At 66.3% G+C, this 21,450-nt stretch carries 18 protein-coding genes and 1 tRNA gene; 8 read left to right on the plus strand and 11 right to left on the minus strand.

Annotated features, from left to right (window positions below; all coding sequences use genetic code 11):
- The first annotated feature begins 66 nt into the window (after positions 1-66).
- Positions 67-285: a hypothetical protein gene (locus ACW5DN_RS11450; protein ID WP_456962784.1), complete on the plus strand. Its 219-nt coding sequence runs from the start codon at positions 67-69 to the stop codon at positions 283-285.
- 72 nt (positions 286-357) lie between these two features.
- On the opposite strand, the gene ACW5DN_RS11455 is transcribed toward ACW5DN_RS11450, so the two are convergent.
- On the minus strand, positions 358-1,254 hold the full coding sequence (locus ACW5DN_RS11455) for a dienelactone hydrolase family protein (RefSeq protein WP_456962785.1): 897 nt from the start codon (positions 1,252-1,254) through the stop codon (positions 358-360).
- A 154-nt stretch (positions 1,255-1,408) separates the two neighbouring features.
- Here ACW5DN_RS11455 and ACW5DN_RS11460 point away from each other — a divergent pair, with 154 nt between their 5' ends.
- The 6 genes from ACW5DN_RS11460 (at position 1,409) to ACW5DN_RS11485 (ending at position 7,339) form a co-directional block, all read left to right on the plus strand.
- Positions 1,409-1,651 carry an Mpo1-like protein gene (locus ACW5DN_RS11460; protein WP_456963059.1) on the plus strand — a complete coding sequence of 81 codons (243 nt, stop codon included), beginning with the start codon at positions 1,409-1,411 and terminating at the stop codon, positions 1,649-1,651.
- Positions 1,652-1,770: 119 nt separating this feature from the next.
- The gene (locus tag ACW5DN_RS11465; RefSeq protein ID WP_456962786.1) at positions 1,771-2,175 is read left to right on the plus strand and encodes a hypothetical protein; all 405 of its coding nucleotides are present in this window, start codon (positions 1,771-1,773) and stop codon (positions 2,173-2,175) included.
- Between the two features lie 167 nt (positions 2,176-2,342).
- Positions 2,343-4,094 carry a gamma-glutamyltransferase gene (gene ggt / locus ACW5DN_RS11470; RefSeq protein ID WP_456962787.1) on the plus strand — a complete coding sequence of 584 codons (1,752 nt, stop codon included), beginning with the start codon at positions 2,343-2,345 and terminating at the stop codon, positions 4,092-4,094.
- A 30-nt stretch (positions 4,095-4,124) separates the two neighbouring features.
- Positions 4,125-5,006 carry a helix-turn-helix transcriptional regulator gene (locus ACW5DN_RS11475; RefSeq protein WP_456962788.1) on the plus strand — a complete coding sequence of 294 codons (882 nt, stop codon included), beginning with the start codon at positions 4,125-4,127 and terminating at the stop codon, positions 5,004-5,006.
- Positions 5,007-5,063: 57 nt separating this feature from the next.
- Complete coding sequence (locus ACW5DN_RS11480; protein ID WP_456962789.1) at positions 5,064-6,800, plus strand: serine hydrolase domain-containing protein; 1,737 nt, start codon at positions 5,064-5,066, stop codon at positions 6,798-6,800.
- A gap of 86 nt (positions 6,801-6,886) precedes the next feature.
- Positions 6,887-7,339, plus strand: a complete 453-nt coding sequence (locus ACW5DN_RS11485) for a DUF302 domain-containing protein (RefSeq protein WP_456962790.1) — start codon at positions 6,887-6,889, stop codon at positions 7,337-7,339.
- Positions 7,340-7,367: 28 nt separating this feature from the next.
- On the opposite strand, the gene prpB is transcribed toward ACW5DN_RS11485, so the two are convergent.
- The 3 genes from prpB to ACW5DN_RS11500 form a co-directional block, all read right to left on the minus strand.
- Positions 7,368-8,255, minus strand: a complete 888-nt coding sequence (gene prpB / locus ACW5DN_RS11490) for a methylisocitrate lyase (RefSeq protein ID WP_456962791.1) — start codon at positions 8,253-8,255, stop codon at positions 7,368-7,370.
- Between the two features lie 61 nt (positions 8,256-8,316).
- A complete protein-coding gene (locus ACW5DN_RS11495) occupies positions 8,317-9,999 on the minus strand; it encodes a 4Fe-4S dicluster domain-containing protein (RefSeq protein WP_456962792.1) in 1,683 nt (560 codons plus the stop codon).
- Between the two features lie 160 nt (positions 10,000-10,159).
- A tRNA-Arg gene (locus ACW5DN_RS11500) sits at positions 10,160-10,236 on the minus strand.
- 104 nt (positions 10,237-10,340) lie between these two features.
- On the opposite strand from ACW5DN_RS11500, the gene ubiA reads away from it, so the two are divergent.
- On the plus strand, positions 10,341-11,240 hold the full coding sequence (gene ubiA / locus ACW5DN_RS11505) for a 4-hydroxybenzoate octaprenyltransferase (RefSeq protein ID WP_456962793.1): 900 nt from the start codon (positions 10,341-10,343) through the stop codon (positions 11,238-11,240).
- 40 nt (positions 11,241-11,280) lie between these two features.
- Here the strand turns inward: ubiA and ACW5DN_RS11510 are convergent, their stop codons facing one another.
- From ACW5DN_RS11510 to ACW5DN_RS11540, 7 genes are all read right to left on the minus strand, one after another.
- Positions 11,281-12,066, minus strand: coding sequence for a double zinc ribbon domain-containing protein (locus ACW5DN_RS11510; RefSeq protein ID WP_456963060.1), 786 nt, complete (start codon positions 12,064-12,066; stop codon positions 11,281-11,283).
- Positions 12,067-12,170: 104 nt separating this feature from the next.
- Positions 12,171-13,916 carry a serine hydrolase gene (locus tag ACW5DN_RS11515; RefSeq protein ID WP_456962794.1) on the minus strand — a complete coding sequence of 582 codons (1,746 nt, stop codon included), beginning with the start codon at positions 13,914-13,916 and terminating at the stop codon, positions 12,171-12,173.
- Entirely contained in the window at positions 13,916-15,397 is a 1,482-nt protein-coding gene (locus ACW5DN_RS11520; protein ID WP_456962795.1) for an NAD-dependent succinate-semialdehyde dehydrogenase, read from the minus strand. Before ACW5DN_RS11520 ends, ACW5DN_RS11515 begins: the two co-directional genes overlap by 1 nt.
- Before the next feature lie 8 nt (positions 15,398-15,405).
- Positions 15,406-16,611 (minus strand): MFS transporter, encoded by a 1,206-nt coding sequence (locus ACW5DN_RS11525; RefSeq protein ID WP_456962796.1) that lies wholly within the window; start codon positions 16,609-16,611, stop codon positions 15,406-15,408.
- Positions 16,608-18,029 carry a sulfotransferase gene (locus tag ACW5DN_RS11530; RefSeq protein ID WP_456962797.1) on the minus strand — a complete coding sequence of 474 codons (1,422 nt, stop codon included), beginning with the start codon at positions 18,027-18,029 and terminating at the stop codon, positions 16,608-16,610. Before ACW5DN_RS11530 ends, ACW5DN_RS11525 begins: the two co-directional genes overlap by 4 nt.
- Before the next feature lies 1 nt (position 18,030).
- Positions 18,031-20,439, minus strand: coding sequence for a TonB-dependent receptor (locus tag ACW5DN_RS11535; protein ID WP_456962798.1), 2,409 nt, complete (start codon positions 20,437-20,439; stop codon positions 18,031-18,033).
- 53 nt (positions 20,440-20,492) lie between these two features.
- Positions 20,493-21,362, minus strand: a complete 870-nt coding sequence (locus ACW5DN_RS11540) for a carbon-nitrogen hydrolase family protein (RefSeq protein ID WP_456962799.1) — start codon at positions 21,360-21,362, stop codon at positions 20,493-20,495.
- Positions 21,363-21,450 lie beyond the last annotated feature (88 nt).

Genomic DNA, 21,450 nt, shown 5'->3' on the forward strand with positions numbered 1-21,450 from the left:
GGGGCTAACAATTCATTCAAGCCGAACCCGTTTCGCGGATCGGCTTAACAACACAAGGATGGTTCCATGCAAGTCAAGTTGTTCTGGGTTCAAGCGCCCATGCAAGACAAGGGATTCATTGGTGCTCACAATGCCGGGAAAGCGGAAGACTTTGAGGCGCGCATCAACGAGTGGCTCTCTCAGAATCACGCTGTAGAGGTCCAACACATCCAACAGTCGGCTTGCGGCGGCAGCATGCAGCCAGCGCTTTGGCTTATCTCGGTTTGGTACAACGTAGCCAGCTAAACGCAGCGTTGTCTAACATTTCGTTCAAGGCGGAAGGCGCCGCCGCTTAACTCCAGCGTTAGGCGTCCCTTCTCACTGATTGGATACGCGGCCGACGATCCACTCGACGATCGCATCGAATCTATCTAGATCGAGAGCGTGTCCGCGGTCGACGCGGAGCTCGGTGATGAAGTCGCCGGCGACCTTGGCCACGACCTGGTCTGCATCCCGTGAATACTTGTCCTTGGTACCCGACACAACCATTGTCGGCCGAGGTCCGATGGCCGAAAGGACATCGTGCGTGTCGATCTGGCGAGCGAGCCCGGGCACGGCCTCGAAGAGGGTGATCCCGGTGTCTTCCCGGCGGCGCGTCTCGAAGCTACACACGGCACCGCTGATGCATGCGAACCGGCATCGTGCATCAACTGCTGCGTGGTAAAGCGCTGTGTAACCACCGTATGAGTGTCCTGCCACGCCCACGAGCCGCTCGTCTATATCAGCGGCTTGGAACAGAACGCTCAGGGCCCGTTGGGCGTCATCCAGGCACTTCCTCATCAGCAGGTCGCCATCCAGCAACCGGTAGCTCATGGCGTTGTAGTGCTGAAGCCAATCGTAATAATCCGGTTCCACTCCCTGAACCGCTCCTCGTCGGTCCTCGAAAGTGATGGAGTCCGGGGCCAAGACTGCGAGACCTCTACGAGCAAGCGCGGGCCCGAATGCTTGAAACGCGTCGCCCACCTCGCCGGCTACCTCGCTCTTTCCGAAGTGGAACTCCCCATTGTGTTGGTGAAAGACAACCACTCCGCCGAGCGTGTCGCGACCCCTCGGCGTGAACAGGAAAGCCGGAATGAGGTCACCCTCGAGTCCCCGGTACTCGATCCGTTCTCGGTCGAATCCATCGGCCTTTTCGGCGTCGCCTCGTTGGAACCCCAGCGGGGCAGGATCCGCAAGCCCTAGGCGCTCTCGAAGCGTCGTGGTGAGGTCGGTCATCATCTGCAATGATAGCCCGCAATCAGGATGGCACGTAAGCGGCCTCGGGGCGCATACAATTAATTCAAGCCGAATCCGCTTCGTGGGTCGGCTTAGTTCAGGCTTAGACTGCGGGAGAAATGTTGTGACGGGATTTTCTAAAAAATTTCGCAGCATGGTCGAGTTCTACCCGTTCTATCTGAGCCAACACACCAACAAAATCTGCAGACGTCTTCACTTTTCGGGAACAATTTTTGCGCTCATCATCGCTGCTTACTCTGTGTGCTTGGTGAGTCCGGGCAACGATCGGAGCGCATCCGCCATGGCCTACAGTGATTCGTTTCTTGCAATCGCGGGGATCCTGGTAATCGTCGCCATGGCGAGCCTCGCTCTTCCAAAGGGAAAAACCATACAATAAAGCGACTTATCGTTCAGTTTGCAGGCGCATCGCTACAACATAATAATTTGTTCAAGCCGAACCTGTTTCGCGGGTCGGCTTAATTCAGGCATTAAGCCCGTTCACAGAGAGGACACCGCGTGCTAAAGAAGATCAGTGCTGTTTTTAACAAGGTCGGCCTGGGTCGATTGTCAATTGGCGAATATAAGGCAAATTTGAATGGACTGAATATGTTCTTCGGAGCAGTCCTCGGCTTTGTTCTATCAGGAACCGAAAATCTTGATAGTTGGCAGTTCGGCCAAATTCTGATGCTGCTAGCGGGCGCTGTTGTCTTCATACTCTACATATCATCGAGCAAGCACCGTGTGGTGTACTCGATCTGCGCACTTGCAATGTCCCTCGCCTTTCCCGAGTTGGTTGAATTTGCGCTTCAATCCGAAGGATTGGTGCCCGACAAGATTCGACCCACGTTGCTGGTTTGGACTGTAATGACCATCATCGTTGAGTTCTGGGGCAGGGAACGCAGTCAGCCACCACAGTCCTAGCTATTCATTCAAGCGGGACACGTGTTTGTACCATTTTCAAGCGAAGCTTCGGGGCGAAAGCATTCACAACCTTTGGTTATGCCAGATGCCGCTTTTTTCATAGGAGGCTTCGCTTGCCTGTGACTATGCTCGATCGAGTTCGACCTCAATACGTGAAAGGTGACCGAATGTTCGATCAAGACACGCTGCAATCCCGTGCAATGCCGAACCGTCGCAACTTGCGCTGGTACCGACTCGTGCTGGTGGTGGCGATCGCCACGTTCAGCGTGCTGGTGTATGCGCGGGACGCTACGCCGGCGCGCACCACCACGACTACTGCCGCGATCGCCAGTGCGAATTCCCTGGCCACCGAAGCCGGCTTCGAAACCCTCGCCCAAGGCGGCAACGCCGTCGATGCCGCGATTGCCGTGGCCACTTCGCTGTCGGTGGTGCAACCGGAAGGCTCGGGTCTGGGCGGCGGTTTTCTCGCGCTGATCCACGATGCCGCCACCGGCAAGGACACCTTCATCGATGCGCGCGAGATGGCGCCACAGGCGGTGAGCGAGGCCGATTATCTCAACGCCGATGGCACCCCCAACCGCGACACCTCGCTCAACGGCCCGCTCGCCGCCGGCATTCCCGGCATGCCTGCAGGCCTGGCATACATGGCCGACAAGTACGGAGAACTGCCACTGTCGGTGTCGCTGCGTCCGGCGATCCGGCTGGCCGACGAGGGCTTCCACCCCACCGGCGCGCTGGTTCGTTCGATCACGCGCAAGGCCGACGTGCTGCGCCGCTACCCGGCCTCGACCAGCAAGTTCTTCCCCAACGGCAACGCACCGCAGGAAGCCGATATCTTCCGCGACCCGGGTCAGGGCGCGACGCTGAAAGCCATGGCCGAACGTGGCGCCGACGGTTTTTACAAGGGCCCGGTGGCGAAGGAGATGGTCAAGGCCGTCAAGGCGGCCGGCGGTACCTGGACGCTCGCCGACCTGGCCAGTTACCAGGCGAAGGAGCGCGCGCCGATCGAGCTGGATTACGCCGGCTACAAGATCGTCACCGCGCCGCCGCCGTCCTCCGGTGGCGTGGCGGTCGCCGAAATGCTGAACATCCTCGCGCCGATCGACCTCAAGAGCATGGATGAAGCCCACCGCATCCATTACCTCGTCGAGGCGATGCGCCGCGCCTTCCGCGACCACAACGAATACCTGGGCGATCCGGATTTCGTGAAGATGCCGCTGGACATGCTGCTGTCCCCTTACTACGCCGACGGCCTGCGCCAGAGCATCCTGCCCGATCGGGCCACCAAGTCCGAGTGGCTGCCGTCGGTGGCCGTGAAAGATCCCGGCATGCACACCACGCATTACTCGATCATCGACAAGGACGGCAACATGGTCTCGATGACCGCGACCGTCAACACCACGCTGGGCTCCGGCTTCGTCGCCGGCAACAGCGGCGTGCTGCTGAACAACGAGATGGACGACTTCGCCCTGGTTGCCGGCCAGCCCAACGCGTTCGGCCTGATCGGCGGCGCCGCCAACGCGGCGGTCGGCGGCAAGCGGATGCTGTCCTCGATGACGCCGAGCTTCGTGATCGGCGAGGATCGTCTGGCGGTGATCGGCTCGCCCGGCGGTTCGACCATCATCACCCAGGTCTTTGGCGCCATCCTCGCCTTCATTGACGGCAAGGATGCCGGCGAGATTACCGCGCAAAAACGCATCCACCATCAATTCATGCCTGACCGCGTCGACATCGAGAAGGGCAGCGACATTTCCGCCGATGTGCTGGCGAAGCTGAAAGAAATGGGCTACGAAATCAACGACAGGGACTCGTGGGGCAACATGAACGTAGTGGTCTGGGACAAGGCCAGCAACGTCAAGACCGCGGCCAGCGATCCACGCAGCCCGAATGGCCTGGGCAAGGTCGAAGCCGTCGATTGAGCCATGCGCAGCGGGAGTGATCTTGGCGCCATGACCCGAAACGTTTTCGAGCATGACCAGTTTCTCGGTGCGCGTCAGACGACCTGGCGCGCACCCGGGTTTTCGGTATCGCAACTGGTGCCCACGGTGCCGGAGGACGGCGTCGTCGAGCACGCGCACGCAGAAGCCCATTTTGTCCTGGTGCTGGAGGGAGACTACGTGTCCTCCGCGCGCGGCCTGGCCGGCGCCGGCAAGGTGTCCAGCAGCAAGGCAGGGCCGATCCTTGTGTACAACCCGCCAGGAACCCTGCACCGCGATCGCTTTCGCAGCGAGTCCGGCCGGTTCGTCACTGTCTCGATGTCGTTGGCGGCGCAGCGTGGCCTGGAAGAGGTGCTGGTCCTGCCCGACTATGCGGTGACACCTGGTCCGGGCGCGCTGCAGGCGGCGCTGCGATTGACCCTCCCCCAGGATGACGGCGCGTTGGCGCTGGAGTCGCTTTGCGTGGAGTTGCTGACGGCCACGGCGACGCGCTACCAGGAAGTCCTTGAGCAGGCGCCCCGCTGGCTGCTGCGCGCGCGCGACTGCCTGCACGAGGATCTCGACAGTCCTCTTGGGCTGGCCGGCGTCGCCGCTGGCTGCGATGTGCACCCAGTGCATCTGGCGCGCGCCTTCCGCCAGCATTTTGGCTGCTCGCCCGGCACCTACCGGCGTCGCCTGCGCCTGAATCTTGCCGCAGCGATGTTGGCCAGCGATGCGCATGACATGAGCGAAATTGCGATCCGTTGCGGCTACTTCGACCAGGCGCACTTTTCCCGCGCCTTCCGCGAAGCTTTCGGCCTGCCGCCGGGTAGCTACCGTCAACGTGCCTGGTCGGCGCAGCGGCCGCCAGGTTCAACCCGTACAAGACCGTTGCCGCTTTCGTGCGCACAATGATGGCCGTCCGGATCGCCGTGGCGGTCAAGGTTTGCCATCCATCCCGAGGTGCTGCCGATGCGCGTTGCCCTGCTTTGCCTGTTGCTGGTGATTTCCGCGACCACGCGTGCGGCTGATCCACCCGACGTCGTCGGACTGTGGGGTAACGAGACGGTTTCCGGCCCGCTGTTGGCGGGCACCCTCACCGTGGATGGGCGACAGACACCGTGGCAGGCGAGCGTGGGTGGAATGTCGGTCCCGGTCGTGCGCGACGGCGATCATGTCAGCTTCGCCATGCCCGGCGGACAGGGCCACTTTCGTGGACAGCTTGTCGACGGCAACATCGATGGCTTCTGGACTCAGCCACCCGGCCTGACTCTGGCCAGCGCTTACGCGACCCCGGTGGTCCTGGCGCATGGCCACGACCACGTCTGGGTTGGCCGGGTGCGGCCCCTGGTTGACCGGCTGACGCAGTACCTCAATATCCAGCGCACGCCAGACGACTCGTTTGTGGCCTTCCTGAGCAACCCCGAGTACAACCTCGGTCGCGGTCGGGCTTATGACGTGGATGTGGACGGCGATTCGGTCGTGTTGACTGACCCGAAACGCGAGGGCTGGGCCTTGAACGGCCGATTCGACGAAGAAACGGATCAACTACGCATGGACTGGCAAGGCATTGCGGTGTTTCCGTTCACGCGGCGCGACCGCGATCATGCGCTCGGCTACTACGTGACGACTCCGGCTGGCGCGCACAATGCGTACCAGGTGCCGGTCCCCGTCGATGACGGCTGGACGACGGCGACACTGGGCGATGTGGGCATGCAGTTGGCGCCGATGACCGCGCTGCTGCAGCATGTTGATACGCTCGCCGCGCCCGAACCGGGCAATCCGCAGGTACACGGGCTGTTGGTGGCGCGCCACGGCAAGCTGGCGTTCGAGGCCTATTTCCACGGCTACTCGCGCGAACAGGCGCACGACACGCGTTCCGCCGGAAAGTCGTTCGCTTCCCTGCTGGTCGGCATGGCGATTGATCACGGCGCCGAGCTGTCGGCGAAGACCCCCGTGCTTTCGCTGTTCCCCCAGTACGACAAACTGGCGAACGTGGATGGGGCCAAACGCGCCATCACCGTAGGCAACCTGATGAGCATGAACTCCGGCCTCGCCTGTGACGACGGCAATAGCGAATCGCCGGGCGGCGAAGACACGATGCAGGGTCAGCAAGACGACCGGGATTGGTACCACTACACCTTGAACCTGCCGATGGCGCAAAAGCCCGGCGCCGACAAGGCCGTGTACTGCTCGGCTGGCATCAACCTGCTCGGCGGCGCGGTCCGCCACGCGACGGGTCGTCCACTCACCGACTTGTTCCGCGACTGGATCGCGCGACCGATGCAGATGCACGGCTATCACATCAACCTGATGCCGGACGACGATGCCTACCTGGCCGGCGGTATTCGCTTGCGTCCGCGCGACATGCTCAAGCTGGGGCAGTTGTATCTGGATGGCGGGGTCTGGCATGGACAACGTTTGGTCGATGCGGCCTGGATCGACGCGTCCGTCACCCGGCGCACCACGTTAGGCCCCAATCACGACTACGGCTATGCATGGCATCTGCATCACTTTCGGGTACAGGGCCACGATTACCGCGCCTACGCCGCAGAGGGCAACGGCGGCCAGTTTGTGATCGTGGTGCCGGAGCTGGATCTGACCGTGGCCATCACCGCTGGCAGCTACGGCGAGTTCTCCACTTGGTATCCACTGCAAAACCTTGTCACCGATTACATCATTCCCGCTGCGCTGCCCGCGCCACGGTAAGGCCTTCCGCGTGCGCCACATCGGACGCGTCTCGGCTTAGCCGGGCGCGCCGTATCGCTTGCTGGCCCATGTCATAGGAGCTACTCATGAAACTGCTGCGCCCATTGCTCGCCGCTCTCCTTGTTTCGTTCGCCTCGCTTGCGTCAGCTGCAGACGGCCTCGTGGTGGTCGAGAGTCCACACAGCGCCGCCGACACAATGAACCGCTTCGAAGAACTGGCAAAACAGCATGGCCTCAAAGTGTTCGCGCGCATTGATCATGCCGCCGGAGCGGCCACGGTAGGCAAGACACTACGCCCCACGGAAGTGCTTATCTTTGGCAACCCGAAAGGCGGCACACCACTCATGGAATGTGCCCAGTCCATCGGCATAGACCTTCCACTGAAGGCCCTGGTCTGGGAGGACGCGTCGGCTCACACATGGCTGGGCTACAACGATCCTGCGTTTCTTGCCCAGCGCCACGGCGTCGCGCAGTGTCCGGCCGTCAAGAATCTTCGCAAAGTCTTGTCAGGCCTTGCTGCGGATACTGTCGCGCCCTAGATCCAAAGTAGAGCCGGCCGACGGCGATTTACTTCGCGTCGCTGAACACCTTGTCCAGGCGACGCTCGAACTCGTGGTAACCGATGCGCTCGTACAACTCCTCGCGGGTCTGCATGAGCTCGACCACGTTCTTCTGGTGGCCGTCGCGGCGGATCGCGGTGTACACCGCTTCGGCGGTCTTGTTCATCGCGCGGAATGCGGACAGCGGGTACAGCTGCATTGCCACGCCGACCGAGGCCAGTTCGTCGCGGGTGAACAGCGGGGTCTGGCCGAACTCGGTGATGTTCGCCAACACCGGCGCCTTCACCGCATCCACGAAACGCTGGTAGGTCGGCAGGTCGTAGGCAGCCTCGGCGAAGATGCCGTCCGCGCCGGCTTCGACACACGCGATCGCGCGCTCGATCGCCGCGTCCACGCCGTCCACCTGGATCGCATCGGTGCGGGCGATCAGGAAGAAGTCCGGGTCGGTCTTGGCATCCACCGCGGCCTTGATCCGGTCGACCATCTCGCCCTGCGACACGATCTCCTTGCCCGGGCGGTGACCGCAGCGCTTGGCGCCGACCTGGTCTTCGATATGGCAGGCGGCGCCGCCTGCCTTGATCAGCGACTTGATGGTGCGGGCGATGTTGAACGCGCTGGCGCCAAAGCCGGTGTCGATGTCGACCAGCAACGGAAGCTCGCAGACATCGGTGATGCGGCGCACGTCGACCAGTACGTCCTCCAGCGTGTTGATGCCCAGGTCCGGCAGGCCCAACGAGCCGGCCGCGACACCACCACCGGACAGGTAGATCGCGCGGTAGCCGGCGCGTTGGGCCAGCAGGGCGTGGTTGGCATTGATGGTGCCGACGATCTGCAGCGGCTTCTCTTCGGTCAGGGCGTGGCGGAAACGGGCGCCGGGGCTGGTCATTGCGGTCATGGGTCTCTCGAAATGCGGAGGAGGGGGAGGCGGTGCGCGCGGGCCGTGTGCCGGCCGGTCGTCACAACGCGGCGTAGTTCGGACCGTCGCCGCCTTGCGGGGTGACCCAGACAATGTTCTGGGTCGGGTCCTTGATGTCGCAGGTCTTGCAGTGCACGCAGTTGGCCGCGTTGATCTGCAGCCGCTCGTGGCCCTCCTCGCCGACGAACTCGTACACACCGGCCGGGCAGTAGCGTGCCTCGGGGCCGGCGTACTCGGCCAGGTTCACCTCCACCGGAATACTGGCGTCCTTGAGGGTCAGGTGGCTGGGCTGGTTCTCGTCGTGGTGGGTACTGCTCAGGAACACCGAGCTGAGCCGGTCGAAGGTCAGCACGCCGTCGGGTTTGGGGTAGACGATTTTTTCGGATTGCGCGGCCGGCGTCAGGCACTCGTGGTCGGCCTTGGCGTGGTGGATCGTCCACGGCGGGTTGCGGATGCCCAGCTTCGGCAGCAGCCATTGCTCGATGCCGGTCATCAGCGTTGCCAGCAGACGGCCCTTCTTGAACCACTGCTTGAAGTTCTTCGACAGCTTCAGCTCCTCGTGCAGCCAGCTGCTCTCGAACGCGGCCGGATAGGCCAGCAACTCGTCGCGCGAGCGGCCTTCGGACAACGCGTCAAACGCCGCTTCCGCCGCCAGCATGCCGGTCTTGAGCGCGGCGTGGCTGCCCTTGATCCGGCTGGCGTTGAGGTAGCCGGCCTCGCAGCCGACCAGTGCGCCACCAGGAAACACGGTCTTGGGCAGCGACAGCAAACCGCCGGCGGTGATCGTGCGCGCGCCATAGGAAATGCGCTTGCCGCCTTCCAGATATTTCCGGATGGCCGGGTGGGTCTTGAAGCGCTGAAACTCCTCGAACGGGCTCAGCCACGGATTGCTGTAGTCCAGTCCGACCACGAAGCCGATCGCGACCTTGTTGTCCTCGGCGTGGTAGACGAACGAGCCGCCGTAGGTGTCCGAGTCCAGCGGCCAGCCGGAGGTGTGCACCACCAGACCGGGTTCGTGCCTGGCCGGGTCGACCTGCCACAGCTCCTTTACGCCGAGCGCGAAACTCTGCGGGTCGCAGCCCTTGTCCAGCTCGAACTTGGCGATCAGCTCCCGGCCCAGGCTGCCGCGCGAGCCCTCGGCGAACACCGTGTACTTGGCATGCAGCTCCATCCCGCGCTGGAACTGCGCGGTCGGCTCGCCATCCTTGCCCACGCCCATGTCGCCGGTGGCCACGCCCATCACTGCGCCGGCCTCGTCGTAGAGCACTTCGGCGGCGGCGAAGCCGGGGAAGATCTCCACCCCGAGCCCCTCGGCCTGGGTCGCCAGCCAGCGGGTGAACTCGCCCAGGCTGGCGATGTAATGGCCGTGGTTGTCGAAACAGCCCGGCAGCAGGAAGCCCGGCGTCGCGAGTGATCCGGTCTCGCTCAGGAACAGGAACTCGTCGCGGGTCACCGGCTGCCGCAGGGGTGCGCCGCGCTCCTTCCAGTCCGGCAACAACTCATCCAGCGCGCGGGTGTCCATGATCGCGCCCGACAGGATGTGCGCGCCGGGCTCGGAGCCCTTCTCCAGCACGCATACCGATACCTCGTGGCCCTTGCTGGCGGCCAGTTGCCGCAGGCGGATCGCGGTGGCCAGTCCGGCCGGGCCGGCGCCGACCACGACGATGTCGAACTCCATCGATTCGCGGGGGCCGTAGGTGGCGAGCAGTTGTTCCGGGGTCATGGCGGTTCCGTGTTGCTGGGAGACATTGGGGGCCATTATCCCGCCCGGACGTGAAACGTGCAGGCACACGTGGAGCGCAGCGCGTGGGCCAAGGATCAGCGGATAGCGGAACGCCCGCCGGCTCGTTGCAGATCCGGCGCGGAATCGTCGCAGAAAAGATTGGTGCGCCTGGAGGGATTCGAACCCCCGACCAATGGCTTCGGAAGCCACTACTCTATCCGGCTGAGCTACAGGCGCATGTTGTGACCGCGTTACGGTCAACCCGACGGTACGGGGAAGGCATTCTAGCGGTAAATCGGGTCGTGCGGTGCCGACGCGACGGCATCGTCCATAATTGCCCCATGAGCTACGAGCGTTTTGAACCCGAGCACGTTGCGCCCTGGAAGGCCCGCGTGCGGCTGTACTGGAAGCTGACCCGCAACGACCGCCCCATCGGCTGGTTGCTGCTGCTGTGGCCGACCTGGTGGGGCCTGTGGCTGGCCGCCGAGGGCGTGCCGCCGTTGTGGACGTTGTTCGTGTTCACCGCCGGGGTCTGGCTGACCCGGTCGGCCGGCTGCGTGGTCAACGACTATGCCGATCGCTGGCTCGACCCGCATGTGGAGCGCACGCGGCAACGGCCCTTGGCGACCGGCGCAGTACGCGGACGCGAGGCGCTGGCGTTGTTCGCGGTACTGATGCTGGCCGCCTTCGCGCTGGTGCTGACGATGAACCGGCTCACGGTATGGATGAGCCTGATCGGCCTGTTGCTGGCGGCAACCTACCCCTACCTCAAGCGCTACACCTACCTGCCACAGGTCTACCTGGGCATGGCTTTTGGCTGGGGCATCCCGATGGCGTTCGCCGCAGTGACCGGCGAGGTGCCGGCACTGGCGTGGCTGCTGTATATCGCCAACATCCTGTGGTCGACCGCCTACGACACCTGGTACGCGATGGTCGACCGCGACGACGACATCAAGGTTGGTGCGAAGTCCACCGCGGTGCTGTTTGGCGATCTCGACCTGGTCGCCCAGGCGGTGCTGTACGTCATGTTCTTCGCGGCGCTGGTGCTGGTGGGTCAGCGCGCGTCGCTGGCGGGTGCCTATTGGGCCGGGCTGGCGGTCGCGGCGGTGCTGGTGGCATGGGAGTTCCGGATTTCGCGCAACCGCGAGCGCGGGCCCCTGTTCCGGGCTTTCCTGCATAACCATTGGGTTGGCCTGGCGATTTTTGCCGGCATCGCGACGGACCTCGCACTGCGCGGATAACGGCTGCCGGCAACGCCAGCCATGCATGGCCAAGGTGGGATCAAGGCACGCGTGCCGCCACCCAGGCATCGACCCGTGTCACGCCGGCGCGGCGCAGCGCGGTTGCCGCCGCATGCAGCGTCGCGCCGGTGGTCATCACATCGTCAACCAGTGCTACATGGGCGGGCAGCCGGGTGCCGGGTCGCACGGTGAATGCATCGCGCAGGTTGCGCTGGCGACCGGCGGCGTCCAGGCGGGACTGCGGTGCGGTGGCGCGCTGCCGCATCAAACCGTCGTCCCATACCGGGATATCCAGCATCCGCCCCAGCGGCCGGGCCAGCTCCAGCGCCTGGTCATAGCCGCGTTGGCGCAGCCGGGCGTGGTGAAGCGGTATCGGCACCAGCGCGACCGGGCGCGGCAGGTGGGCAAACGCCTGCGCCATCAGGTGTACGAGCAGGCGACCGGCGGCGAGGTCGCGATGAAACTTGAAGCGGGGCAGCAGCCGGTCCAGTGGCGCGTGGTACGTGCAGGCGCCATGGGTTTGGGTCACCGGTGATGGCTGAGTTAGACAGGGGCCGCAGATCGACGGGGCGGGCAGTACGCCGGGTGGGCCGGGCTCGGGCGCCGTCGCCGGCAGCGGTAAGGCGCAACATAGACAGGCATGGCGGTGCCACGGCAGTTCGGCCTGGCACGCGGCGCACAGATCCAGACCGCGCGTGCCGCGTGCGGTACAGACCAGGCAGCGACCCGGCCACAGCAGTTGCGGGGCATCTTCGCGCAACCAGTTCGCCAGCCGTCTGCGGGTGCTGTCTTTCCGAGGTCGGGTTGGATTGATGGTTCCGGCCATGACTTCCAGACTGCCATGCTGGCTGGGTCGTGACTGTCGGAAAACCGCCATGCCGGCTGTCGGTGGCCGCCTGGGTCGCGCTCGCCCGCCAGTGGGTCGCCCCGTCAGCCCTCCTGGCTGCAGATCGGGCCCAGCTTCGACGCCTCCGCTGCCGGGACCGCGAAGTCGATCGAGGCCAGCAGGCCGTCGTCGGCCACGTTGTACCAGGCGACGCCGTTGGGGAACATCGCCACGGTGATGCCGCCGAAGCCGGACATGAAGGGTATCCATGTCGGCTGCGCGCAGCCGAGTTCTTCCTGCAGGTCGCGCGCCCAGAAGCCGTGCTGGTAGCGGTAGCGCTCGAGCGTCGCCACCTGCAGCCCGCGCCGCTCGGGGTCGCGCTGCATGGCGGCCTCGAACATGGCCTCGTCGAGAACCTGGCGGCCGTCGATGCGGCCGCGCTGTTCGCCGAGGAAGCGCGCGAGCTTGGCGATGTCGTCGCTGAGCAGTGTCAGGCCGAAGCCGAACAGCGGCTGGCGCACATCATCGTAGCTGCGGCGGGTGACGCGCGCGGTCGGGCTCAGGCCCAGCGGCGCGAACACGTCGGCCCAGAGCACGTCGTCGAAGATGTCGTTGCCTTCGCGGCCCGGGAGGCGGCGCAGCGCCTGCTGCAGCACTGTCCCCAGCAGGTAGGTGTCGGAGGTGTGGTAGACCCAGCGCGTGCCGGGTGCGGCGTGGCGCGGATAGGCCTCGCAGGCGAAGGCGAGCCGGTGGGCGTGCGTGTCGGGTGCCAAGAAGTCGCGCATGCGCGCGTCGTCCTCGTCGTCCATGTAGGCGGGCGAGTCGTATTGCCCGGTGGCCATGTCGAGCAGGTGCTGGAAGCTGACGCCGGCCCACTTGTCGGCGAGACAGCCGCTGGCGTGCGTGAACGGGCCGACCGGCATGTCCTTTACGCCCGGGTGCAGCCGTTCCATCCGCATCAGTGCGAGTCCCGCGACCGCCGACTTCGCGACTGAATACGATGGGATGTCCAGCGCGTCGCAGTAGGGATACGCGCCATGGCGGGTGTCGCATCCGGAGCGGTAGTGGACGCCGTCGACCACGACGCCGTACGTGGTGCGTCCGCGCGCCGCGCCGATGGCGAACCCGTCCGGATCCACGCCCGGATGGTCGATGGCCAGTGCCGACAGCGACCGCACCGGCAGGCGGGCGGCGACTTCTGCGCGGTAGGCCACGACCAGCGCATCGCGGCCGGCGACCGGCTCGGGCGTGTACTCCGCCTGCAGCGCGCCCCACATGTCCAGCTGCAGGTAGTGGCAGGTTTCGCTGCTGACCTGCATGGCGGCGTGCGATACGGCGCCGTCGGCCTTGAACAGCAGCATCAGCACGCCGTTGTGGGTGCAGTTGGCGTTCCTCTGCACCAGCGCGAAGGGGATCGCGGCGCGGGTCCAATTGCCGTCGCCTGGCTCGTCCCAGACGCGTCCGGCTTCGAACACCACCTCCCACCAGGGATGGCTGCCGGGGATCGGCCCGCGTTGCGTCGGAAGCAGGGCGTTGCCGTCCTGCACGAAGGTGATGTCGATGTCCTGCGGCAGCGTGCGTGCGGCTTCGACGTCGTTGTGGCCGAGGAAACCGTCCAGCGCCACGAGGGTGCGCGTGGACGGTTGGCCGGACAGGCGCAGGCGGCCTTCGAAGCGATGGCTCGGCGGTAGCGCGTCGGCGGCAGGCGCGTACGCGGACAGGTCGACGCTGTGGCGGTAGGTACCCGAGAGCAGGGTGTCGCGGTCCAGCAGTTCGCGCGCGCCGGCGCTGGTGGCGACGAGCATCGACAGCCCGGCGACTAGGCCTGCGAGCGCGCGCGCCGCTGCCATCAGATCCCGCCGATGCAAACGTACTTGAGCTCGGTGTAGTCGGCGAGGCCGTGCTTCGAACCTTCACGGCCGACCCCGGATTCCTTGATGCCGCCGAAGGGTGCAACCTCGGTGGAGACCAGCCCGGTGTTGACGCCGACGATGCCGCACTCCAGCGCTTCGGCCACGCGGAAGGCGCGCGCCAGGTCGCGGGTGTAGAAGTAGCCGGCCAGGCCGACCTCGGTGTCGTTTGCCAGCGCGAGCACTTCGTCCTCGCTGGAGAAGCGGAACAGCGGCGCCACCGGGCCGAAGGTCTCCTCGCGGGCGAGCAGCATGTCGGGCTTCGCATCCAGCAGCAGCGTCGGCTCGTAGAAGGTGCCGCCCAGGTCGTGGCGCTTGCCGCCCATGGCCACGCGCGCGCCCTTGGCCAGTGCGTCGGCGACGTGCTCTTCGACCTTCTCCAGCGCCTTGGCGTCGATCAGCGGCCCCTGGTCGGTAGCGCCGGCCAGGCCGTCGCCGACGCGAAGCTTTGCGATCGCCTCGGCCAGCTTCCCGGCGAAGGCTTCGTACACCGCCTCGTGTACGAACAGGCGGTTGGCGCAGACGCAGGTCTGCCCGGTGTTGCGGAATTTACTGGCCATCGCGCCGTCCACCGCGGCGTCGAGGTCGGCGTCCTCGAACACGATGAAGGGCGCGTTGCCGCCGAGCTCCATCGAGATGCGCTTCATGGTTTCGGCACATTGCGCCATCAGCTTCTTGCCGACGCCGGTGGAGCCGGTGAAGCTGAGCTTGCGAACCTTGGCGTTGCCGGTCAGCTCGCTGCCGATCGCCGCGGCGTCACGGCCGGTGACGATGTTGAGCACGCCGGGCGGCAGGCCCGCGCGCTCGGCCAGCACCCCCAACGCCAGCGCCGAGTACGGGGTCTGCGTTGCCGGCTTGCAGACCACGGTGCAGCCGGCGGCCAGCGCCGGCGCGATCTTGCGGCCGAGCATCGCCGAGGGAAAGTTCCACGGCGTGATCGCGGCGACCACGCCCACCGGCTGGCGCAGGGTCATGATGCGTTTGTCGGCGGCGTGGCCGGGGATGGTGTCGCCGTACATGCGCCGGGCTTCTTCGGCGAACCACTCCAGGTAGCCCGCCGCGTACGCGATCTCGCCCTTCGATTCGGCCAGCGGCTTGCCCTGCTCGGCGGTCATCAGCCGTGCCAGGTCATCCTGGTGCTCGAGCATCAGCTTGTGCATGCGCTTGAGGACGTCGGCGCGTTCCTTCGCGGTGGTGCGCGACCAGGCCGAGAACGCGGCGTGCGCGGCGTCGATCGCGCGGCGGGTCTCGCCGGCGCCCATGTCCGGGATCGTGCCCAGCACGGCGCCCGTTGCGGGATTGCGCACCTCGCAGGTGCCGCCGCCGTCGGCGTCGCGCCATTCGCCGCCGATCAGGCCGCGCGCGCGCAACAGGTCGGGATCGGACAGGGACTGCGCGAAGGAGGAGGTCGTGTCGTTCATGTGCGTGCTCATGTCTGGGGTTCCAGTCGGTCAATGCGTCGTGCGGCGGCCAGCATCGCCACGCCGGACAGCGCCAGAGCCACGATCGCCGACGCGATCAGCAAGGGGAAGTCGTCGTCGTGCAGCAGCAGGCCGGCCACCATCGGGCCGGAGGCCAGACCGAGCTTGGACATGAAGCCGCCCAGCGTCGCCAAGCGGCCGGACAGATCCAGCCGCGACAGCATGCCGAACAGGTACGGCACCACGAACGACCAGGTGATCGCGGTGCCGACGTTGGCGATGAAGAACACCGGCTGACTGCCGCTCCAGAAGAAGCCGGCGGTGCCGGCCAGGGTGAGCAGCATCGCCACCAGCATCGGGCGCAGGCGGCCGAAACGGGTGCCCATGAAGATCACCAGACCCGCGCCCGCGGCGCCGACCCACGTAGCCCAGCCGAGGGCCTGGCCGATGAAGCCGCGGCCGAGCTCGAAATGCTCGCCCAGGCGGATGATGAAGGCCGACAGCGCCATGTTGCCGGCCTGGAACAGAAACAGCGCCAGCAATGCCAGCAGCGCGGTGGTGCGCGCGGTGCTGGACATGCGCTGCGCGACGGCGCCGTCGGCGGCCGGACGCGAGTCAGCCAGATGCGGAATCGCGAAGATCGCGACCAGCGCGCAGGCGGTCAGTGCCGCCAGCGACAGGAACAGGATCCGCGTGCCGAACTCGGGCACCAGCGTGGGCAGGAACATCACCCCCAGTCCGCCGAGGCCGAACTGCACCAGCAGCAGCATGCCGAACGCGCGGTCCGGCGAATGCGTCCTGGCCATCACCGAATAGGCGACGCCGACCGCCATGCCGCCGACCAGCCCGTGCAGCGCGCGCATCGCGGTGAGCGGGCCGGCGCCGTGGATTGCCAACGAACCCAGGTCGAGCAGCAGCAGCAGCGACAGCAGCGCGAACAGCGTCGGCCGCCAGCGCACGCGCCGTACCAGCAGCACCGCGATGAAGCTGCCGACGCTGGCGCCGTAGATGTTGGCCGCGCCGACGGTGCCGGCCTGTGCGTTGCTGAACCCCAGTCCGGTGATCAGGCCATCGACGATCGCGGACATGATGTTGACGTAGAAGAAGCCGGCGGTGGCCACCAGCGCCAGCAGGGCGTACAGCCAGAGCCGATCCGGGGCCTGTGCGACGGGGGCGTCGATGGTGATGCTGGGCGTGTTCGCGGTGGCGGTCATGCGGCGGGATCCTTGCGGTTGTCGATCATGCGTTCGCCGATCGGCACGCCGGCATCTTCAAAACGCCGCCGCAGCGGCGCGAGTTCGCGTTCGTGGTTCCGCCACAGCCCGACCGAGGAGCGGTAGACCGGCTGCCGCACCTGCGCCGCGCTGGCGGTCAGGGTCGGCTGCGGGTTGCGGTCGAAGGCCAGGCAGGCATCGTCCCAGCCCAGGCCGGCGTGGGCGACCAGGCAACGGCTCACGGCCTCGTGGTCGGCCACCAGGTCCTCATAGTCGACCTCCAGGAAGCGCTCCGCGGGCAGCACCCGCCGCCAGTGCGCCATCAGCGCGCTGTGGCCGAGCCAGTAGCGGCCGAGGTCGTCGAGGTCGTAGGAGAACGGATAGGCCATGCGGAACAGCGTCTTGTACATGGCGTAGCAGGCGTCCATCGGGTTGCGCCGCAGGTGGACGATGCGCGCTTGCGGCAGCGCCGCGGCGATCAACCCGAGGTAGAGGACGTTGCCCGGCGTCTTGTCGATCACGCGGGCGTGTTCGCCGGCCAGCAGGGTGCCGCAGTAGGCGCGGCCAAGTGCGGCGAAGTCCATCTGCGCCGAGCGTCGCACCAGCTCGGCTTTGCCGCTGGCCGGGCCGGCCAGGCGCACCACCGTCTGCGCCAGGTCGGCGCTTTCGCCGCGGCTGGTCACCGCGCCGTGCGAACTGAGGGTGCGGTCGACCAGGGTGGTGCCGCTGCGCGGCAGGCCGACCACGAACAGTGGCCTGGCGTCGTCGTGCCCGGCGTGCTGGCGCGCGAAGAAATCGGCGTCGAAGGTGTCGGCGATCAGCCGCATGGTGTCGAGGTCGTCCTCGACCCGGTACTGCAGCCGGCGCCTGCGTGCGCCGGCACCGCGCTTCAGCGCCGCGAACGAAGCGGCGTGCTCGCCCAGATCCTCGCGCTCCCTGGCCAGCGCGTGGCACAACGGCACGACGGCAGGATCGGCGTCGGGGATCTGCGCGAGCTGGGCCTCGATGTCGGCCACGTGGTTGCGCTGCGGCGTCTGCCGGCGCAGCGTCGAACGGTTGTACCAGGCGTCGCCGTCGCCGGGCGCCAGTTTGATCACCCGATCCAGCGCCGCCTCCGCCTCGTCCAGCCGGCCCAGCGCGATCAGCGTGGTGGCGTGGTTGTAGAGGCAGGACGGATCGTCGGGGCGCTGCGCGACCGCGAGTGCGTAGCAGCGTTCGGCCTCATGGAACAGGCCGAGCAGGGTGTAGCGCAGGCCGAGCTCTTGCAGCACATCCGGCTGGCCATCGGCCTCGGCCGCCAGCGCATCCATCGCCGCGATGCACGTGGCGGCATAGCCCGCGCGATGGAAGTCGTCGATCCGCTGCAGCGCTTCGGCCGCGGCGGTGTCCGCCGCTTGGTCTGGCCGGCCTGCACTCATGTCAGAAACGGTAGCCGATCGTCACGCCCACGGTGCGCGGCAGTGCAATCAGCGCCTTGGAGCCGTTGCCGAAGTAGCCCTCCGCGGGTGCCGTGCCCATGTATTCCTCGGTGTAGAGGCCGCTGATGCCTTCCTCGTTGGCGAGGTTCTTCATCCACAGTGTCACGTCCCAGTTGTCGACGCTGTACGTGGCGGACGCGTTGAAGATCGGGAAGCCGTCGAGCGTGCGCTGGAACTTCGGGTTGAGGCTGAGCGCATTCTCGGATTCCGACTGGTAGTAGGCGTCGCCGCGCAGCGTCAGCAGGCCGCGGCCGAGCGGGATGCCATAGCTGCCGGCGGCGTTGAAGCGGTGCTCGGGCACCCCGGGCAGCGAGTCGCCCTTGTAGCCGTAGAGGTAGGCACCGTCGGCGGCGATGGCATCGGCCTCCAGCTGCGCCTTGGTATACGTATAGCCCAGGCTGTAGTTGAAGCCTTCGCCGAGGCCGCCGGACAGTTCCAGCTCGACGCCACGGGTGCTGGCCTTCTCCGCGTTCTGCACCGCGAAGAAGCCCCACCACGTGGTCGAACTGTTGATCTGCGGGTCCTCCCAGTCGACGTAGAACACGTTGGCGTTGTAGGTGTTGCGGCCGATGCGGCCCTTCACGCCCAGCTCGTGGTTGCGCACGGTGTCGGACTTGTAGGTGGTCCAGGCCGGGTCCTCGGCGAAGTTGCCGGTGGTCGGCGTGCCGTTGGTGCCGCCGCGGCGGTAGCCTTCCGAGATGGTGGCGTAAAGCTGGCTGTCGGCGCTGAAGAACCACGACGCGTTGCCCTTGAACAGGGTGCGGGTGTCGCTCTCTTCGCCGTGCGATTGCGAGCTGTCGACCAGCGACGCCCAGTTGCTTGTGGTCTGCGCGACGTCGGTCTCCGCCTCGTGGCGGAAGTGGCGGAAGCCACCGGTGAACTGCAGGCTGTCGGTGGCGTGCCAGGTCAGCTCGCCGTAGACCGCGGTCTCCTTGAAGTTCTCGTCCTGGCGGTAGTCGTAGTCGACGTCGCTGATCACCGCGCCCTCCGCGCCCGGGAAGGCGGCGTCCCACCAGTTCTTGAAGCCGCGCAGGTAGCTGATCTGGGTCGCGAAGCGGTCCTGATCCTGGTAATAGGCGCCGACGACGTAGTCGAACGCACCATCGGTCTTCGAGATCAGGCGCAGCTCTTGGGTGAACGCCTTTTCGCCGTAGCTGCGGTCCGCGGTGGCCAGCGGCCGCGGGTAGTTGTAGTAGAAGCCGAGCCAGCCGTTCTGGGCGTAGAAACCGGTGTTCTCGCTGGTGATGTCGCCCTCGTGGTTGTAGGACGAAGTACTGGAGGTGAGCGTGGCGAAGCCGAGGTCGACGTTGGCCTCCAGGCTGGTGAGGTTGACGTGGCGCGCGGCCGGTTCGCGCTGCACCGAGCCGACCTCGAGGTCGCCGTAGGGCTCGCCCCAGCCGTCGCTGCCCAGGCTGGTGGCGCGGCGGCCGCCGAAGCGGTCGGCCTGGGCCATGTAGCTCAGGGTCAGGTCGAAGGCGTCGTTGGGTTTCCACAGCAGCGAGGCGCGGCCATAGTTCTGGCGCACGGTGTCGGCGTCGCGGGCGTTCTCGTACTCGGCCGTCGGGGCGAGGATGCCGTCCGGGGCGGTCGGAACGCCGTCGCCGTCCAGGCGGTAGACGTTGCGGTAGTCGGTGGCGCCCGCGAAGTCGTTGCCGGTGACGTTGAAGCGCATGGCCACGGTGTCCGACACGGGGACGTTGAGTGTCCCCGATCCCGACCAGCCGATGCCGCCGGAGTTGTCGACGCTCGACGCGCTGACGCTCGCCCGCGCCTCCCAGGTATCCAGCTCGGGCTGGCGCAGCAGGAAGCGCACCGCGCCGCCCAGCGCGCCCGAGCCGTACAGCGTGCCCTGCGGTCCGCGCAGCACCTCGACGCGGTCGATGTCGGAGAGCAGGAAGTTGGCAAACAGCGGGGTCTTGTCGATGTACGTGGCCACCGGCGACATCGCCGAGACCGCGTAGTCGCCCAGCGCCGAGCTGTCGACGTTGAGGCCGCGGATGCGGATGCCGCTGACCACGCTGGAGTTGCGCGCGCCGCGGTCGACCACGGCCACGCCGGGGACGCTGCGCATCAGCTCGGCGGTGTCGAGGATGTGCCGGTTCTCGATCGCCTCGCCGGACACCACGCTGATGTTGTAGGGCACCGTCAGGATGTCCTGCTCGCGTCCCTGTGCGGTCACCACGATGGTGTCGAGCTCGGTAGGCGTGCTGGCCGGTTCGTCGGCCGGTGGCGCCTGCTGTGCGAACGCGGGCGCCTGCGCCAGCAGTCCGACCATGATCGCGACGGCGAGCGGAGAACAGCGAGGGCGATAGTGGTGCGGCAGGGTCTTGCGTGTGTGCGTTGCGTTCATGTTCTCGGCCTCCCCAGGCAAGAATTTGGAAACGTGGCGGATGGGTTGCGGGCTCATTCGGCCCCGGGCAGTTGCAGCGGCCCGAGCGCGTCCAGTGCGGTCGAGGGCGCCGACGCGGCGCCGTAGGCGGGAAACACGGCAGTGCTGTCGCGGAAGCTCTTCAGTGGCTGCCCGAGCCCGTTCCAGCCGCGTTCGCGGCAGCGGCGCACATGGGCGAAATCGACCTCGAACGCGATCACCTCGCGCCCGCTGCCGGCCTGGTGGATGACCTCGCCGCCGGGCCCGCAGACCACCGAGCGGCCGACACCGAGCTGGCCGGTGACGTTGATGTCGACGAAATAGCACTGGTTGGTGGTCGCGCTGGCGCGGGCGATCGCAAGCTCCGCCTCGCGGTCGATGGAGTTGGTCAGCGTCGGGTGCAGGATCACCTCCGCGCCCATGGCGACCAGCGATCGCGTGGTCTCCGGGAACCACATGTCGTAGCAGATCGACACGCCGAAGCGGCCGGCGCCGGGCACGTCGAACACCACGAACTCGCTGCCGGGCGCGACATCGCGCTCGTAGGGCGCGAACGGGAACATCTTGCGGTAGCGCGCGATGACGTTCCCTTCGGGGTCGATCACCGGGGTGGTGTTGTAGACCTTGTCGCCGTCGCGCTCGTACAGCGAGCCGGGGATCAGCCACAGGCCGTTGTCGCGGGCGATGCCGCGCAGGATCTCTTCGGCGTCACCGGGCAGGCACTGCGCGTGGCTGGTGTTGGCACCAAAGCAGCCCAGCTCGCCCAGCAGCACCATCCTCACCCAGGGGAAGCGCCTGGCGACCTGGGAGACCTCCTTCGCGATCCGCTCCAGGTTGTCGCCCGACGCGAGGTCGAGCTGGAGTCCGGCAATTCCGAAGGAGGGTGAAGAGTTTCGGTTCCCCAAGGCGTGATCCTGTTCGATGTCGATATGCCCGACGGTAGGCCCGGCATTGCGGCTGCGCTTAGATCCAGTTGGGGACAAGCGGTGGAGC

This window comes from Lysobacter sp. A289 (assembly GCF_054072675.1).

Bases quoted from the DNA above. Each gene is read 5' to 3' on its own strand.
- ACW5DN_RS11455 (WP_456962785.1), bottom strand. From the start codon at position 1,254: ATGACCGACCTCACCACGACGCTTCGAGAGCGCCTAGGGCTTGCGGAT.
- ACW5DN_RS11495 (WP_456962792.1), bottom strand. From the start codon at position 9,999: ATGACCCCGGAACAACTGCTCGCCACCTACGGCCCCCGCGAATCGATG.
- ACW5DN_RS11450 (WP_456962784.1), top strand. From the start codon at position 67: ATGCAAGTCAAGTTGTTCTGGGTTCAAGCGCCCATGCAAGACAAGGGA.
- ACW5DN_RS11480 (WP_456962789.1), top strand. From the start codon at position 5,064: ATGCGCGTTGCCCTGCTTTGCCTGTTGCTGGTGATTTCCGCGACCACG.
- ACW5DN_RS11510 (WP_456963060.1), bottom strand. From the start codon at position 12,066: ATGGCCGGAACCATCAATCCAACCCGACCTCGGAAAGACAGCACCCGC.
- ACW5DN_RS11460 (WP_456963059.1), top strand. From the start codon at position 1,409: ATGGTCGAGTTCTACCCGTTCTATCTGAGCCAACACACCAACAAAATC.
- ACW5DN_RS11530 (WP_456962797.1), bottom strand. From the start codon at position 18,029: ATGAGTGCAGGCCGGCCAGACCAAGCGGCGGACACCGCCGCGGCCGAA.
- ACW5DN_RS11525 (WP_456962796.1), bottom strand. From the start codon at position 16,611: ATGACCGCCACCGCGAACACGCCCAGCATCACCATCGACGCCCCCGTC.
- ubiA (WP_456962793.1), top strand. From the start codon at position 10,341: ATGAGCTACGAGCGTTTTGAACCCGAGCACGTTGCGCCCTGGAAGGCC.
- ACW5DN_RS11485 (WP_456962790.1), top strand. From the start codon at position 6,887: ATGAAACTGCTGCGCCCATTGCTCGCCGCTCTCCTTGTTTCGTTCGCC.
- prpB (WP_456962791.1), bottom strand. From the start codon at position 8,255: ATGACCGCAATGACCAGCCCCGGCGCCCGTTTCCGCCACGCCCTGACC.
- ACW5DN_RS11475 (WP_456962788.1), top strand. From the start codon at position 4,125: ATGACCCGAAACGTTTTCGAGCATGACCAGTTTCTCGGTGCGCGTCAG.
- ACW5DN_RS11515 (WP_456962794.1), bottom strand. From the start codon at position 13,916: ATGGCAGCGGCGCGCGCGCTCGCAGGCCTAGTCGCCGGGCTGTCGATG.
- ggt (WP_456962787.1), top strand. From the start codon at position 2,343: ATGTTCGATCAAGACACGCTGCAATCCCGTGCAATGCCGAACCGTCGC.
- ACW5DN_RS11535 (WP_456962798.1), bottom strand. From the start codon at position 20,439: ATGAACGCAACGCACACACGCAAGACCCTGCCGCACCACTATCGCCCT.
- ACW5DN_RS11520 (WP_456962795.1), bottom strand. From the start codon at position 15,397: ATGAACGACACGACCTCCTCCTTCGCGCAGTCCCTGTCCGATCCCGAC.